The 15,885-nt window shown below is 62.9% G+C and carries 14 protein-coding genes and 1 pseudogene; 11 read left to right on the top strand and 4 right to left on the bottom strand.

From position 1 onward, the window contains the following. Positions 1 to 89: 89 nt before the first annotated feature. Entirely contained in the window at positions 90 to 1,223 is a 1,134-nt protein-coding gene (gene moaA, locus ACTNFK_RS07495; RefSeq protein ID WP_435936649.1) for a GTP 3',8-cyclase MoaA, read from the top strand. Between the two features lie 18 nt (positions 1,224 to 1,241). Here moaA and ACTNFK_RS07500 read toward each other — a convergent pair whose 3' ends face one another. Together ACTNFK_RS07500 and ACTNFK_RS07505 are read right to left on the bottom strand one after the other, a co-directional pair. Beyond that, on the bottom strand, positions 1,242 to 1,649 hold the full coding sequence (locus ACTNFK_RS07500) for a molybdenum cofactor biosynthesis protein MoaE (RefSeq protein WP_435936650.1): 408 nt from the start codon (positions 1,647 to 1,649) through the stop codon (positions 1,242 to 1,244). Next, the gene (locus ACTNFK_RS07505; protein ID WP_435936651.1) at positions 1,646 to 2,860 is read right to left on the bottom strand and encodes a ThiF family adenylyltransferase; all 1,215 of its coding nucleotides are present in this window, start codon (positions 2,858 to 2,860) and stop codon (positions 1,646 to 1,648) included. Before ACTNFK_RS07505 ends, ACTNFK_RS07500 begins: the two co-directional genes overlap by 4 nt. A gap of 78 nt (positions 2,861 to 2,938) precedes the next feature. Between ACTNFK_RS07505 and ACTNFK_RS07510 the strand changes: the two genes are divergently transcribed. From ACTNFK_RS07510 to ACTNFK_RS07540, 7 genes and pseudogenes are all read left to right on the top strand, one after another. Next, on the top strand, positions 2,939 to 3,187 hold the full coding sequence (locus tag ACTNFK_RS07510) for a MoaD/ThiS family protein (RefSeq protein WP_433647693.1): 249 nt from the start codon (positions 2,939 to 2,941) through the stop codon (positions 3,185 to 3,187). Positions 3,188 to 3,189: 2 nt separating this feature from the next. Continuing rightward, positions 3,190 to 4,461: a molybdopterin molybdotransferase MoeA gene (locus ACTNFK_RS07515; protein ID WP_433647692.1), complete on the top strand. Its 1,272-nt coding sequence runs from the start codon at positions 3,190 to 3,192 to the stop codon at positions 4,459 to 4,461. Beyond that, positions 4,454 to 4,942, top strand: a pseudogene (moaC, locus tag ACTNFK_RS07520) (cyclic pyranopterin monophosphate synthase MoaC). Before ACTNFK_RS07515 ends, moaC begins: the two are co-directional and overlap by 8 nt. Further along, positions 4,939 to 5,448, top strand: coding sequence for a MogA/MoaB family molybdenum cofactor biosynthesis protein (locus ACTNFK_RS07525; protein WP_433647691.1), 510 nt, complete (start codon positions 4,939 to 4,941; stop codon positions 5,446 to 5,448). Before moaC ends, ACTNFK_RS07525 begins: the two are co-directional and overlap by 4 nt. Positions 5,449 to 5,510: 62 nt before the next feature. Then, positions 5,511 to 6,590: a permease gene (locus ACTNFK_RS07530; protein ID WP_435936652.1), complete on the top strand. Its 1,080-nt coding sequence runs from the start codon at positions 5,511 to 5,513 to the stop codon at positions 6,588 to 6,590. A 57-nt stretch (positions 6,591 to 6,647) separates the two neighbouring features. Beyond that, positions 6,648 to 6,887 (top strand): thioredoxin family protein, encoded by a 240-nt coding sequence (locus ACTNFK_RS07535; protein WP_435936653.1) that lies wholly within the window; start codon positions 6,648 to 6,650, stop codon positions 6,885 to 6,887. 63 nt (positions 6,888 to 6,950) lie between these two features. Beyond that, on the top strand, positions 6,951 to 7,802 hold the full coding sequence (locus ACTNFK_RS07540; RefSeq protein ID WP_435936654.1) for a phosphatase PAP2 family protein: 852 nt from the start codon (positions 6,951 to 6,953) through the stop codon (positions 7,800 to 7,802). 1 nt (position 7,803) lies between these two features. On the opposite strand, the gene ACTNFK_RS07545 is transcribed toward ACTNFK_RS07540, so the two are convergent. Continuing rightward, positions 7,804 to 8,385 (bottom strand): NADPH-dependent FMN reductase, encoded by a 582-nt coding sequence (locus ACTNFK_RS07545; RefSeq protein ID WP_435936655.1) that lies wholly within the window; start codon positions 8,383 to 8,385, stop codon positions 7,804 to 7,806. A 129-nt stretch (positions 8,386 to 8,514) separates the two neighbouring features. Continuing rightward, positions 8,515 to 9,525: a type I glyceraldehyde-3-phosphate dehydrogenase gene (gap, locus tag ACTNFK_RS07550; RefSeq protein ID WP_433647686.1), complete on the bottom strand. Its 1,011-nt coding sequence runs from the start codon at positions 9,523 to 9,525 to the stop codon at positions 8,515 to 8,517. Between the two features lie 269 nt (positions 9,526 to 9,794). On the opposite strand from gap, the gene ACTNFK_RS07555 reads away from it, so the two are divergent. The 3 genes from ACTNFK_RS07555 (at position 9,795) to glgC (ending at position 15,846) form a co-directional block, all read left to right on the top strand. Further along, on the top strand, positions 9,795 to 12,248 hold the full coding sequence (locus tag ACTNFK_RS07555) for a glycogen/starch/alpha-glucan phosphorylase (protein ID WP_435936656.1): 2,454 nt from the start codon (positions 9,795 to 9,797) through the stop codon (positions 12,246 to 12,248). Between the two features lie 113 nt (positions 12,249 to 12,361). Continuing rightward, entirely contained in the window at positions 12,362 to 14,554 is a 2,193-nt protein-coding gene (glgB, locus tag ACTNFK_RS07560) for a 1,4-alpha-glucan branching protein GlgB (protein ID WP_435936657.1), read from the top strand. Continuing rightward, positions 14,551 to 15,846, top strand: a complete 1,296-nt coding sequence (gene glgC / locus ACTNFK_RS07565) for a glucose-1-phosphate adenylyltransferase (RefSeq protein ID WP_435936658.1) — start codon at positions 14,551 to 14,553, stop codon at positions 15,844 to 15,846. Before glgB ends, glgC begins: the two co-directional genes overlap by 4 nt. Positions 15,847 to 15,885 lie beyond the last annotated feature (39 nt).

Raw genomic sequence — 15,885 nt, forward strand, 5'->3', positions numbered from 1 at the left:
CAGCCTCTCCCGAGAAGGTACTGGATCCTGCTCAATCAGTGACGCACGCGAAATCGACTATTCACCAGCTCAAAGGGCAAGCTCCCGCGGTGTCGACACGTATTCAGCGCCTGCCGGCACTGGGCTTACGTGATACGCGGAACCGGCCACTGCGCGATCTGCGGATCTCGGTCACAGACCGGTGCAATTTTCGCTGCGTGTACTGCATGCCTAAAGAAATTTTCGGGCGCGACTACCAGTTTCTCGAACGCAGAGAACTGCTGACCTTTGAAGAAATCACTCGGCTCGCCAGTGTCGCCGCACAGCTCGGAGTCGAGAAGATCCGCTTAACAGGTGGGGAGCCACTGTTGAGACGAGGTATTGAGACACTGATCGAGATGCTCTCAGCACTGCGCACGCCGAGCGGACGCCCTCTGGATTTGGCCCTCACCACGAATGGTTCGGCGTTACCCGTAAAGGCTGCGGCGTTGCGTGCAGCTGGGCTCAATCGAGTCACCGTATCGCTCGATTCCTTGAACGACGCTAAGTTTCAACAGATGAACGATGTCCGCTTCCCCGTATCGCGCGTGCTTGCTGGCATCGATGCGGCGCAGCAAGCCGGATTACACCCGGTTAAGGTCAATGCGGTCATCAAGCGAAGTGTGAATGATGATGAGATTCTGACACTCGCCCGGCACTTTCGAGGGAGCGGGCACATCCTCCGATTTATCGAATATATGGACGTTGGTTCGACGAACGGCTGGGTACTTGATGATGTGGTTCCCTCCGCCGAGGTAATCGCGCGTATCCACGCGGTGTATCCCCTGGAGCCGTTCCCTGCCACCAGCGAAGGTGAGACCGCGAAACGCTGGAGGTACCAGGACGGTGCTGGCGAGATCGGCGTGATCTCAAGTGTGACAGAGGCGTTTTGCGGTAACTGCACGCGTGCACGCGTTTCTGCCGAAGGTCAGCTCTTTACCTGCTTATTCGCCACTGAGGGGGTGAATCTTCGAGACCTCATGCGCACCGACCCTGAGGGTCAAGACGGCGATAGCGCCCTGACCCAAGCACTCGCAAAAACTTGGAACCGTCGTGACGATCATTACTCAGACCAACGGGCTCAGAACGCTCACCCTCACTCGGGTGAGCACAAACCAGACGCGTCGGGATCCACAGTGAAGGAAGGTGAGACCGCTCAGATTTCCGGTAGGCGCCGAATCGAGATGTCGTATATCGGGGGGTGAACTCGCGAACAGAACCAGCTAAACACCCACCCACTCTGAGAGTCCATCTGAAAATTCCTGCCGTTTCCAAATGGGAACTTCGTGCTTAATAGGGTCGACGAGTTGTTCGACCGCCGCGAAAGCCTCGCCGCGATGCGCGGATGCCGCCGCGGCAATGAGCGCCACCTCTCCGACTTTCAATTGGCCGATCCGATGCACCGCCGCAAGCGAGAGCCCCGTGCGCTGCTCCTCCGCTCCGACACATTCCGCAAGAAATCGCTCGGCATCAGGGTGTGCGTGGTATTCGAGTGCGAGCACTCCCCGGTCGTCATCGTGGTTTCTCACCACGCCATGAAACACCACGAGGGCACCGCAGTCGGGAGACATCACGCTTGTATGCAGTGAAAACTCTGAAATGGGCTGATCGGTGATGCGAGCGAAACTCATCGTTTTTCGTCCTTGGTGAGGTACTGATTATTGGTGGAGGGTGCGCTTCGGGCTGAGGGTTCGGAGCCGGACTGCAGCAGGTCTGGGGCATGGGCCGCGAAGGCGCGAATCCCACCCGCGAGGAACCACGCTTCAGTTCCACCTCGTTCCCGCAGAATCTGAGCCGCGCGTATCGATCGAGGACCGTTCTCGCAGTAGAGGATCACCGGTTCCTGGAGCGAAAACTCCGACGCTTCAAGATCGGTAAGTGTCAGTGATTCTGACGAAATGATGTGTCTCAGCGATCGCTCTACATCGGTACGTACATCGAGAAGCCGGGTCTTGGCACCCGACCGTAATCGTGCGGCGAGATCAGTCGCCTCGATGCTGGGGGGAAGCTCGGCTGGTCCCGCGCAGAAAACCTCATAGTCGACGAGTTCAAGCACTGGTTGCCGATCGGGGTGACGCTGAAACGGCAACTCCGACATCCGCGCACTCAATGCGTCATAGATCAACACGCGCCCGAGGAGAGGATCACCCAACCCGGTAATCAACTTCAGGGCTTCGGTGGCAAGCAAAGAACCGATCGTGCCGCACAGGCTCGGCAGAACACCCCCCTCGCCACAGTTCAGCACGTCTCCGGGCGCTGGTGGCACCGGAAACAGGTCACGGTATCCGGGGCCGTGCGGCTGCCACGCAACGCTCACTTGACCGAAGGTTTGAAAAATTGCGCCCCATACGAGGGGAAGGGCGAGCAGCTCGGAGGCATCGCTCACCAGGTACCGGGTGGGGAAATTATCGCTGCCGTCGATGACCAGGTCGTAGTCGCGAAAGAGGCGGAGTGCATTTTCCGAATTCAACCTGAGCTGGTGTGTCTGCAACCGTACGCCAGGATTCAATGCGTGCACCGCGTCAGCAAACGACGCGGTTTTTGCCCGGCCTACATCTTTCGTTCCGTGCAGAACCTGGCGGTGCAGATTCGACAGTTCGACCACATCGTTATCGACCACTCCGATGGTTCCTACCCCTGCGCCAGCAAGGTAAGGCACGCAGGCACTCCCCAGTCCGCCCGCACCGATCACGAGTACGCGCGCATTCGCCAATCGTCGTTGTGCGATTTCACCGAAGCCCGGCAAGATCATTTGGCGCTGCGCACGAGCGGCCTGGTCGTCGGTGAGCTCTGCACTGGGCTCTACCAACGGCCCGGGGTGGTGGGGCCGGACATCACTCATGTGATTGATTCTAGGGTCGTTCGGTGCGAAGGGGCCTGCGACCAAAAGTTCTCCCGAAGTCCGGCTAACATGACAGCTATGACCGACTTCACCGTTCGATATTTTGCCGCTGCGGCCGAGGTCGCTGGAGTCGACGCCGAACAGTGGGATTCCGAATTCGTGTCGTCTCTCGCATCGCTCCGAGTTGCTCTGTGTGAGCGGCATGGCGATCAGATGACGCGCATCGTGCGTTCCGGAACTTTCCTCGTCAATGGTGTTTCCAGGGAAGAGACTGAGCTTGAGAATGGGTTCGTGGTCGACGTCCTTCCCCCCTTCGCGGGCGGCTAAGGATGGCACGAAGTGTCGCCGAGCACCTGGTCGAAGTCCGCGCGCTGCTCGCGCCAGTTGTTGCTCGAATCGAGCAGGATCCGCCCGAATTTGTGCGCATCTCCGACCCTGACCTGCTAGATCGGGTGACCGCCAACGCCCTCTCTTCCTCGTTCCCACTTCCTCCCTTTGACAATTCGCAAATGGACGGGTACGCGGTGCGGCTGGAAGACATCATCGGCGCACATATCGAGCAACCGATCTCGCTTCCCCTGGGTGTCGCGACCGCAGCGGGCGATCCGCCCCTTCGTCACCAACCCGGAACCGCCTCGCCCGTGATGACCGGAGCGGCGATCCCTGAGGGCGCCGACACTGTTATTCCCGTTGAGCACTGCCAGCCCGCATCGTTTCCGCCCCTTGTGCGAGCGAATGATGGAAACCCATCTGGTGAGATCCACATCGTCAAGACCCCACCCATTGGGCAGTTCGTTCGGCGACAGGGTGAGGATCTCCCATCGAACAGTGAACTGGTCGGGGCTGGGGTGCGCCTGACCCCCGCTCTCATCGGTTCACTCGCTTCAGCGGGGATCGTCAAAATTCCCGTGCGCAGAAGGCTTCGTGTGTTGCTGTGCGCGACCGGCGACGAACTTTCACGCGCAGGAGAGACGCTGTCACGCGGCCGCATCCACGATGCGAACACGCCGATGTTGGCAGCGGCGCTTCGTGCGACCGGTGCTGAAGTACGCACGGCACGTTTAGGCGACCACAAAGAAGACCTGTACGCGCTCCTCGATCACGAGGCCGCCGGGGTAGATCTGCTGGTCACCTCGGGTGGGATTAGTGCTGGGGCGTTTGAGGTCGTGCGAGAGGCCTTCAACCCGCTGGGTGCTCAATTCGTCGGGGTAGCCATGCAACCCGGAGGCCCACAGGGCCTCGGCACTGTCGCACCGCCTTCGGGTGGTCCCACAGTAGTCGCACTGTGTTTTCCGGGAAACCCGGTGAGTTCATTCTTGTCAGCTGAGCTGTTTTTGTTGCCGACGCTGCGCCGTCTCGCAGGCAGAGCGCCTGACAGAACCCGTGTGCTCCGAACGCTCGCCGAAGATGTGCACTCACCCGAGCACAAGCTGCAGTTACGCCGTGGTCGGGTCCTCGCTGATGGCACCGTTACCGTGTCGCCCCCGGGCTCACACCTACTCAGCGATCTTGCCGGGGCTGACCTGATTGCCGAAATTCCCGACGGGGTCGCGTTCGCACCCGCGGGTTCTCAAGTGAATACCTGGAGCATTCATGAATGACAACTTGCCCCCTTCCGAACTCACCCACATACGTGCAGACGGAAGCGCGCACATGGTCGACGTGACCGACAAACCAATCACGCGCAGTTCCGCACGGGCGCAGGCCGTCCTCGAGACCCAGCCAGAGGTGATCCAGCTCTTGGTCACCGGCGCGCTACCCTAGGGCGAGTCGCTCGGTACGGCTCGGATCGCGGGCATCATGGGCGCAAAACGCACGGCTGAACTCATTCCGCTGTGCCATCCGCTCCCCCTCACAAAGCTTTCTATCGATTTTGAGCCCGAGCATGATCGAGTGCGCGTGATAGCTTCGGTCACCACACAGGGCGTCACAGGTGTGGAGATGGAGGCACTTACCGCCGCCAGCATCGCCGCGCTGACTCTCTATGACATGATCAAGGCAGTCGACCGACATGCCCGCATCACTGATATTCAGGTGCTCGCGAAGTCTGGCGGGAAGAGCGGCGACTGGGAGCTTTCGTGAGTTCCTCCGAGCCTCGCAGCGGCGCAGTGATTGTTGCGTCAACCTCGGCCGCCGCGGGTGTGGCTCTCGACACCACCGGCCCGGTGATTGCGCGGTGGCTGAACGATTACGGGTACCACACAGGCACTCCACATGTCGTGGCTGATGGGACCGAAGTGGGACAGGCGCTGAAGGCGGCGCTCGTCGGCACCCCCAGTGTGATCATTACCACGGGCGGTACCGGAGTTTCACCCGACGACACGACGCCCGAAGAGACGGTTGTTCTGCTCGACATCCAGATTCCCGGCATCATCGAGGAAATCCGGCGTCGCGGTGTCGGCGTCACCCCGATCGCGATCCTGACACGTGGAGTTGCGGGCTTCGCTGGCAACACATTGATCGTCAATCTCCCCGGTTCGCCAGGCGGTGTCGACGACGGGCTCGCTGTTCTTGCACCCGTATTGGATCACCTCGTTCAGCAACGCACAGGCCGAAAGGGCCACTCGGGTCGGGCAAATCATTCATAGCTGACCACGCTCAAATTCTGCATCGATTAGAATCGAATCAGACACGACGAGAGGAGTGGGCAGTGACGCTCGGCACGACCCCCACCTCGCCCGCCTCTCGGACTCAGCGCTCGCGAGACGATCTGCGCGTATGGGCATTTCTCGGTGCACTCGCCGCAGCCTGGGGCGTGATATTCGCGGCGAATGAAGTGCTGTGGCCATGGCTGCTGGGCGATTTGTTGCGCGTGGATCTGGTCTCGACGCTCGGCGCCGCGGTCGAGTTTTTCCTATACGACACCGTCAAGATCTCGCTCCTGCTGCTCGGCCTGCTGTTTCTCGTGGGCCTCGTCAACACGCAGATTTCACCCGAAAAGGTGCGCGGAGTGCTCGCTGGCAAGGGGCTAATCGTAGGAATTCTACTCGCGGTGGTGCTCGGTGCGATCACTCCGTTCTGTTCCTGCAGCTCGATCCCGATCTTCATCGGCCTTGTCGCCGCCGGCGTGCCGCTCTCGGTAACGCTCGCCTTCCTCGTCTCGTCACCACTCATCAGCGAGACCGGCATCATTTTGATGGGCGGTACCTTCGGGTGGGATATTGCGGCAGGGTGGGCGCTCGCTGGTGCCCTGGTTTCGATCGCGGTCGGGCTTGTGCTCTCGCGTTTCAAGCTCGAGAAGTGGATCGAGCCATTCGTATTCACTAGCCGCACCGCGCAGCTCGCGACAGCTGGCACGAGACCCTCTATGCGCGACCGGGTCTCGGCCTCGTGGGACGAAACCCGCGACATGCTGAAGAAGATCCTCCCGTTCCTCCTGCTCGGGGTGCTGATCGGGGCCGCGATCCACGGCTGGGTACCTGACGAGTTCTTCGCGACCGTCGCGGGGCCAGATAATCCCTTCTCGCTCCTCATTGCCACATTCGCCGGTGCCCCGCTCTACGCGAACCCGGCCGCCGTCGTGCCGCTCGCCTCCGCGCTCTACGCGAAGGGGGTCGCCCTCGGCACCACAATGGCATTCATGATGAGCCTCGTCGCCCTCTCTATCCCGTCGCTCATCATGCTGCGCCGGGTGATGAAGTTGCCGCTCCTCGCAATCTTCACCGGGGTCGTGCTCGCCGCGATCTACCTGATCGGCTTCATCTTCAACCTACTCCCCCTGGCCCGCTAGAAAGCTCGTTCGAGTTCTCGGCAAATGGCCGGCTGATCCACATCGAAAGGCACGCACATGCAGATCAAGATTCTCGGTCCCGGCTGCCGCAACTGCGCCACCCTCGAAAAGCGCACGAAGGAAGCTCTCACCGAACTGGGGCAGGAAGCCACGGTGTCGAAGGTGACCGACTATGCCGAGATCGCCGCATACGGGGTGATGCAGACCCCGGCGCTCGTGATCGACGAGCAGGTGGTGGTTTCGGGCAGGGTACCCGTGACCCGCGCGATCCGCGATCTCATCGTCGCGGCCAAGTAGTTTTCGCGGCGTCCCGACCCAGGTAACTCACCCGTACGTCTACCCTTGAGTCATGGAGCGCACATGACGAAGCCCGACTCGCCAAACGTCCACGGCACGCCAGACAGTCTCGGCGAGCGAGGCAAACCAGACAAGGGTGTCTCGGGCGAACTCGCCAACGACCGGCAGACACCACCGGCACCCGCGGCAACACTCTGGGCGCGCATCGCTGACACCACGACCGCGCTGAGCCGACGGCTCGGCCCCAACGGCATGCTGCTCATCATTCTGGGCATCGGCCTGGCCGTATTCTTCGCCCTGAGCGTGGCCGCGGCGGAGGTCTACGACGCGGTCACCGACGAAGACGGTGTGGCGGGCCTCGACCGGCCGATGCTCGACCTCGCGATTTCGCTCCGATCACCCGGGGCCGATGCGGCTCTCACGTGGTACACGAACATCGCCGGCACCTTCGGCATGCCACTGATCGCCATCGCTGCGATCCTCATTCTCTCGCTGCGTCGCAGGTCATGGACACCCGCGATCCTCATCGTCGCCGCCGGTGCCGGATCGCTGCTCATGACCGTGGCGGGCAAGCTCATCTTCGGGCGCGACCGCCCCCCGCTTACCGACGCCGTGCCCCCCTACGAATACTCGGCGTCGTTCCCGAGCGGCCACACGCTGAACGCCGTCGCGATCATCGGCATTATCGCGTACCTCGTCGTTCTGCGCCAAAAACGCCGGTGGGCCCGGGTCATCACGCTGAGCGTCGCCACTCTGTTCGTGATCACCACGGGCCTCACCCGGGTTTTTCTCGGTCACCACTGGTTCACCGATGTGCTGTTCGCGTGGTTCCTGGGCCTTGCCTGGCTCGTGGCGGTCATCACCGCCCACCAGCTGTACCTCGCGGTGCGCGCCCGGCGCGAACAGTCAGGCTGACCTACGCGGAAGCGCCGACCAGCGCGCCTGACCGCACTGCCTCGAGCGCGCGGGTCCACGCGACGAGCTGATCCAGCATCGGAGCGACGGAGTCAGCCTGCAGCTCGGTGGGAGCGAAGGTGGAGAAGTTCTCGAAATCGGTGAAGAGCGAGAACATGCCGGTCTTCTGCACGTGCGCAATCTGCAGCTCGGAGAGGATGCCGCGCAGGTGCTCAACCGCGCGCACACCGAAGGCCGAGCCGTAGCCGACGATTCCGGCGGCCTTATTCGCCCACTCGGCGTTCAGGTATGACAGCGCGTTGGAGAGCGCAGGGACCACGGTGTGGTTGTACTCGCCGGCGATAAACACAAAACCATCAAACTCGGCGATCTTCGCCGACCAAGCCTTGGTGTGGTCGTTGCTGTACTGCTGGTATGCAGCCGGCATGGCCTCATCGAGCAACGGCAGATTGAAGTCGGCGATGTCGACCAGCTCGTAATCTGCGTCACCGCGCTGCTGCGCCTGAGCCAACACCCACTCGGCAACGCCGACGTTGTTGCGGCCGGGACGGGTCGAACCGGTGATGATCGCGATCTTGGTCATGTAGTGCTCCTCGAATGTTCTGTGACAAGTGGCGGCGGATCCGGCCTCCCGAAATCCCCCGCGCGCATGTGGCGCTATCGAGTACAACAACTTGACGATTCAACTATTCCCAGGAGTGTAAAGGTATTTTTAGCCGGCGAGCAGCGCCAGGGTCTCCGCCGCGCGGTGTGAGAAGCCCCACTCGTTGTCGTACCAGGCCGAGACCTTGACCTGCCGACCCAAGACCCGCACGAGCCCAGAATCAAAGATGGAGGACGCGGGGTCGCCCACTATGTCGGACGAGACCAGCGGCGCCTCTGAGTACACGAGCACCCTGGCGAGTTCACCGGCGGCTGCCTCGCGGTAGGCAGCAAGTACCTGCTCGACGGTCACCTCGCGGCTCACCAGTGCGGTGAGCTCGACGATCGAGCCGACGGGCACAGGCACGCGAAGCGCATCGCCGGCGAGTCTCCCCTCGAGCTCGGGCAGAACCAGGCCTATGGCTTTGGCTGCGCCGGTCGAGGTGGGCACAATGTTCAGCGCGGCGGCTCGTGCCCGGCGCAGATCGCGGTGCGGTCCGTCCACCAAGTTCTGATCCTGCGTGTAGGCGTGCACGGTCGACACGAACCCCTGTTCGATCACTGCCAGATCGTGCAGCACCTTCGCGAGCGGGGCAAGCGCATTCGTGGTGCACGACGCGGTCGAGACGATCCGGTGCGCGACCGGATCGTAGCTGCCCCAATTCACTCCCCTCACCAGCGTGGCATCCGCGCCCGAGGCGGGCGCGCTCACGAGTACCCGCTCGGCACCGGCATCGAGGTGCGCCCGGGCAGCTTCTGCCTTCGCGAAACGACCGGTCGATTCAAGCACCGTTCCCACCTGCAGCGCGGCCCAGGGCAGGAGAGATGGGTCTGGCTGTGTGAAGAGGCGGATCCGCCGCTCCCCCACCACCAGCTCCTCGCCATCCGCACCGCGTTCGACACGCGCGGCCTGGGGCGCCCGACCGTAGACCGAGTCAAAATTGAAGAGTTGCGCGAGGGTTTCGCCATCGGTGAGGTCATTAATGGCGACCAGGTCAAGTTCGCTCTCCTCCTCGAGGAGCACGCGCAGCACGCTACGACCGACCCGACCAAAGCCGTTGATTGCAATTCGCTTGTTCATTGTGAGTTCACCCTCCGCAAACGAGTTCGGCACGAGCCATCCCGAGCCTTCGACAACAGTCTCGCCTTTAAGCGAAGCTTCTCACGATCACGTGACAACTGCGTGACAAGTGCATGACAACTTACACAAGAGAGTCAGAACCCGAGATGGCGGGGAAACACTGACCGACACCCGTGAGTGTGTCCTACGAGCCCCGCGAGTGTGCCCACAGAGCCCAGGTGCCTAGGATGAATAGTGACGCGTCCAGGTACACGACCTCCAGGAGTTCCATGCTCGAGAGCCCCGAGGCCCATCGCTTCGAGATCACCGATCCATCGACGGGTGCACCCACACCGGAACGCTTCCGCGACTGGTTGTTGCACCATGTGAAGTACACGGTCGGCACCGACCCCGATCATGCTTCCATTTTTGATTGGCGCACGGCCCTGTCGCACACGATCCGCGACTTCGCCCTGACCCCTTGGTTCGCAGCAACCCGGCGCACCTGGGCCGAGGATCGCAAGCGCGTCTACTACCTCTCGATGGAGTTCCTCATCGGGCGGTTGCTGGAGGACACGGCGATCAACCTCGGCCTGCGCGATGTCGCCGCTGAAGCTCTCGCAGAGCTCGGCCAGAGCTTCGACATCATCGCCGAAGACGAGCCGGATGCCGCCCTTGGCAATGGTGGCCTCGGCAGGCTCGCCGCCTGCTACCTCGAATCCATGTCCACGCTCGGCTGCCCCGCATACGGTTATGGCATTCGTTACGAGCACGGTCTGTTTACCCAGCGCTTTGAGCACGGGCAACAGGTCGAGTCACCCGAAGACTGGCTCACAACCGAAAACCCATGGAACTTCACGCGACCCGAGTCAGCGTATGACATCGGTTTCCGCGGCGAGGTGAGCGTGGAAGAGGGTCGCAGCGTCTGGCGCCCCCGCATGCAGGTGGTCGCGGCTGCACACGACACCCCGATCGTTGGATACGGAGGAAAGTGGGCGAACACTCTGCGTCTCTGGGCCGCGCTTCCCGACGCAGGGCTCTTCGATCTCGATCGTTTTAACGCGGGTGACTTCACCGCCGCCGCCGAACCCGAGGCCTGGGCCCGCACGATCAGCCGCGTGCTGTACCCCAACGACACGACCGATCGCGGCAAGGAGCTTCGCCTCGCGCAGGAGTACTTCCTTACCTCCGCCTCGGTGCAAGACATTCTGCGTCGCCACCTAAAGTCGCACCCTGACCTCAGTACGCTGCCCCAGCACGTCGCGATCCAAATGAACGACACTCACCCGGCGATCGCTGGGCCCGAGCTGATCCGGCTGCTCGTCGACAATCACGACTTTGGCTTCGATGCGGCGGCCACTCTCGCGACCAAGGTGCTCGGCTACACCAACCACACCCTGCTGCCCGAGGCGCTCGAGCAGTGGTCCGTCGGGCTCATGCGCAAGGTGTTGCCCAGGCACCTGCAGATCATCGAACAGCTCGACACGCAACTCGTCGAGCTGCACGGTGAGCTCTCCGCAGACGTGCGGCTGATCCACCATGATCACGTCAAGATGGGCAATCTGGCGTTCGTGACGAGTCACAATGTCAACGGCGTGTCGGCCCTGCACACCGAGCTGGTGAAACAAGACCTCTTCCCCGAGCTCGACCGGGCATTCCCCGAACGCATCGTAAACATCACGAACGGCGTCACCCCCAGGCGGTGGATCAAACTCGCCAATCCTCCGCTGGCCAGGCTCATCACCGCAGCGGTCGGTGAGGGGTGGGAGACCGACCTCGAGCGTCTCCACGCTCTGGAGGACTTCGCCGACGATGCGGGGTTCCGCGACGCGTTCGGAGCCACGAAGCATGCGGCCAAAGAGCGGCTGATCACCTGGCTGGGCGAAGAACATGGCATCAGCGCGCCGGTCGATGCCCTCTTCGACGTTCACGTCAAGCGGCAGCACGAATACAAGCGCCAACTCCTCAATATCTTCTGGACCATCGCCCAGTGGCAGCGCATCAAACAGAATCCGGGTGGCGACTGGGTACCTCGTGTGAAGGTGTTCGGCGGCAAGGCGGCGCCGAGTTACCACACCGCGAAAGAGATCATCCGACTCATCAACGATGTCGGGGAGGTCATCAATAACGACCCCGACACGCGCGATCACCTCCGACTCGTGTACCCGCCCAACTACAACGTGTCGATGGCGCAGAAGCTCATTCCCGCGGCCGATCTGTCGGAGCAGATTTCGACCGCAGGCATGGAGGCCTCGGGCACCGGCAACATGAAGTTCGCCCTGAACGGCGCTCTCACGATCGGCACGCTGGATGGCGCGAACGTCGAGATTCGCGAGCGGGTGGGGGCCGAGAACTTCTTCCTCTTCGGCCTCACCGCCGAGGAGGTGGCCACGCGCCGCGGAGAGCCAGGCCACGCGCGCACGGCGATCGAACAGAGCCCGGCCATGCTCGGGGTGCTGCAGGCCATCGCCGAGGGAACGTTTAGCCCGGGCGATCCGAACCGATACGGCGCGATAGTGGATCAGATGTGGAACAGCGACTGGTTCCTCGTCGCGTCCGACTTCGACACCTACGATGCCGCGCAGGCCGAGGTCGACCGCACCTACGTCGACGCCGAGACGTGGCAACGCAAGGCGATCCTCAACATCGCCCGGATGGGGTATTTCAGTTCCGATCGGTCGATCCGCGAGTATATGGATCAAATATGGGATATCACCCCAGCCCTGCCGGATCCTGCCCGGTAGCAGACACGCGTCGACGTGTCAGTTGAACAGGAGGGAAACTCGCGCGATGCGCGTCACCCGACGAGCCTGGATTGTGCTTGGATAGCGGTAAAGGCTTCGTGAAGGAGGCTCGTTTGGCAGTTGAAGGCGCGACACCATCGGTGCTGAGCGCCGGAGAAGCCATACAGCTCTCGCACGGTCTGCACCCGGATCCCTTTGCCGCGCTCGGCCCCACCAGCGATGGTCGTCATGTCGCCGCGCACCTGCCCGGTGCCGAGTCCGTCTGGGTAGTGAACGATACCGACGAGGCCCCGTTGCAGCGTCACCCGGTCGGAGAGGGCATCTTTGTCGGCGCGATTCTGCCGCACTACCGACTTCGCATCCGTTGGCACGGCGGGTTCGTCGAAGAGCGGGAGGATCCGTACCGGTTCGGCCCGGTGATCGGCAGTCTCGACGAGTACCTCATTGGTGAGGGCACGCATCGTCGCCTGTGGGAGGCGCTCGGCGCCCACCCCATCACTCACGAGTTGGTTGACGGGGTGCACTTCGCCGTCTGGGCGCCGAACGCACAGCGGGTGTCCGTCGTCGGCGACTTCAACAGCTGGAACCCCACCGCTCACCCCATGCGCGCGCGGGGAGCCACAGGGGTCTGGGAGATCTTCCTCCCGGGTCTTACCGAGGGCACCGTCTACAAGTACGACATTCTGGGTGCCAGCGACGAGCGCCTCCCACCCAAAGCCGATCCGGTCGGTTTCGGCAGCGAGCATCCTCCGGCGACCGCCTCGGTGGTGCGCCGTCTCGGCCAACACGTGTGGCAAGACGAGGCCTGGGTTCGACACCGCAGCCGAACCAACGCGGCCGAGGCACCCATGAGTGTCTACGAGGTGCACCTCGGATCGTGGCGGCACGCGCCGGGCGGCGAGCGCCCCCTGTCGTACCGGGAACTGGCCGTCGAGTTGGTCGAGTACGCGGCCGATTTGGGCTTCACGCACATCGAGGTGATGCCCATCAGCGAGCATCCGTTCGACGGTTCGTGGGGCTACCAGCCGATCGGCCTGTTCGCACCAACGATCCGCTACGGAACTCCGCAGGAGTTCGCGGCGTTCGTCGACGCGGCGCACGCCCGCGGCCTCGGAGTCATCGCCGATTGGGTTCCCGGACACTTCCCCACCGACCAGCACGGTCTGGGCCACTTCGATGGCACGGCGCTGTACGAACACCTCGACCCCCGCGAGGGTTTCCACCCCGACTGGAACACGCTGATCTTCAACTACGGTCGCCCGGAGGTGCTGAACTACCTGGTCTCTAACGCGCTGTATTGGCTTGAGGAGTACCACCTCGACGGATTGCGCGTCGATGCCGTCGCCTCGATGATCTACCGCGACTACTCGCGTGAGGCGGGCAGCTGGATCCCTAATCGCGATGGGGGGCGAGAAAACTACGAAGCCATCGCGTTTCTTCGAGAGACCAACGCCGTGGCCGCCGAGGAGTACCCGGGCACCGCGATCATCGCCGAGGAGTCCACCGCGTTCCCCGGAGTGACCCGGCCGGTCGACCAGAGCGGGCTCGGCTTCGACTACAAGTGGAACCTCGGCTGGATGAACGATTCGCTGCGATACTTCGGCAAGGATCCGATCTACCGCAAGCATCACCACAACGAGCTGACCTTCGGGATCACCTACGCGTTCTCGGAAAAATTCATGCTGCCCATTAGCCACGACGAGGTCGTGCACGGCAAGGGCTCGATGTATGGGCGCATGCCGGGCTCTCATGCCGATAAGCTCGGCAATCTTCGGGCTTTCTACGGCTACATGTGGGGCTATCCCGGGAAGAAGCTGCTCTTCATGGGCCAGGAGTTTGGGCAGCCGAGCGAGTGGAACCACAACGCCGAACTCGACTGGGGCGTGCTTCAGGATCCCGGTCATCTCGGCGTGCAGGCCGTCGTGCGCGACCTCAACCGCTTGTACCGCGAGCAACCCGCGCTGCACAGGGGCGACACCCGCGGCAACGGATTCCAGTGGCTCTTAGTCGACGCTGTCGACGACCAAGTCTTCGCCTGGGTGCGCCGCGGCGACCCCGGAGACGCGCACGTCGTTGTCGTGCTCAATCTGACTCCCGTCGCGCGCACCGGCTACCGGGTGGGGTTCCCCATGCCCGGCCGCTGGCGCGAGGCGCTCAATACCGACTCGGCACTCTACGGTGGTGGCGACCGCGGCAACACCGGTGCCATCGAGACCGAGTCCATTCCGACTGGCACCGAGGCGCAGTCGGCCATGCTCACACTCCCCCCGCTCTCGGCAATCTACTTTGTGGAGGATCTGACATGATGCACCCACCTCGTTCCGCACCGCCATCGGCTCCCGGCGAGCGGCTGGCCAGTCAGGCCATGGCCTTCGTCTTGGCTGGCGGCCGCGGGAGCCGACTTGAGGAGTTAACCGACCGGCGCGCGAAGCCGGCGGTGCACTTCGGCGGGAAATCCCGCATCATCGATTTCCCGCTCTCGAACGCGCTCAACTCCGGCGTGCGCAAGATGGCGGTCGCGACCCAGTACAAGGCCCACTCGCTGATCCGCCATCTGCAGCGCGGCTGGGGCTTCTTCCGCGCCGAGCGCAACGAGTACCTCGACATCCTTCCCGCGAGTCAGCGCGTGGGCGACGGCAACTGGTACCTCGGCACGGCCGACGCGGTGACGCAGAACATCGACATCGTCGACGACTACGACGTGAACTACGTCATCGTGTTGGCGGGCGATCACGTCTACAAGATGGACTACGAGATCATGCTGCGCCAGCACGTCGAGACGGGAGCCGACGTCACCGTCGGGTGCCTCACCGTGCCGCGGGAGGAGGCCTCGGCGTTTGGTGTCATGCATGTGAACGAGACCGGCTGCATCGTCGACTTCCTCGAGAAGCCGGCCGATCCACCCGCCATGCCCGGCGACCCAGTCAACTCGCTCGCGTCGATGGGCATCTACGTCTTCGACTGGGCGTTTCTGCGCGATCTGCTGCTCGCCGATGCCGAAGACCCAGATTCCCGGCACGACTTCGGGCACGACATCATTCCGGCGCTCGTGCGGGGTGGCAGCGCCTACGCGCACAAGTTCGCCGATTCGTGCGTCATGAGCGGCCTCGAGACTGAGCCGTACTGGCGCGATGTCGGCACGGTTGATTCCTTCTGGCAGGCGAACATCGACCTCACCGAGTTCGTGCCCCCGCTCGACCTGTACGACAACGCCTGGCCCATCTGGACCTATGCCGAGCTCACTCCCCCGGCGAAGTTCATTCACGATGATGACGGTCGGCGTGGGCAGGCCATTCAGTCGCTCATCTCCGGCGACTGCATCATCAGTGGATCCGATGTGCGCAACTCGCTACTCTTCACGGGCGGGCGGATCCACTCCTACTCCTCGCTCGACTATGTCGTGTCGCTGCCCTACGTCGAGGTTGCTCGGAACGCCCAGCTCACCAAGTGCGTGCTCGACCGCGGGGTCCGCATACCTGAGGGGCTCATCGTCGGCGAAGATCCCGCAGAGGATGCGCGGTGGTTCCGACGCACGGAGGGTGGGGTGGTGCTCATCACCCAGCCGATGCTCGATCGACGCGCCGCCGCCCTGGAATAGGCGGAGCCTCGCCCGAGACGACACGCCCGCAGAGAAGAG

Source organism: Leucobacter fengyongliangi (assembly GCF_052386045.1).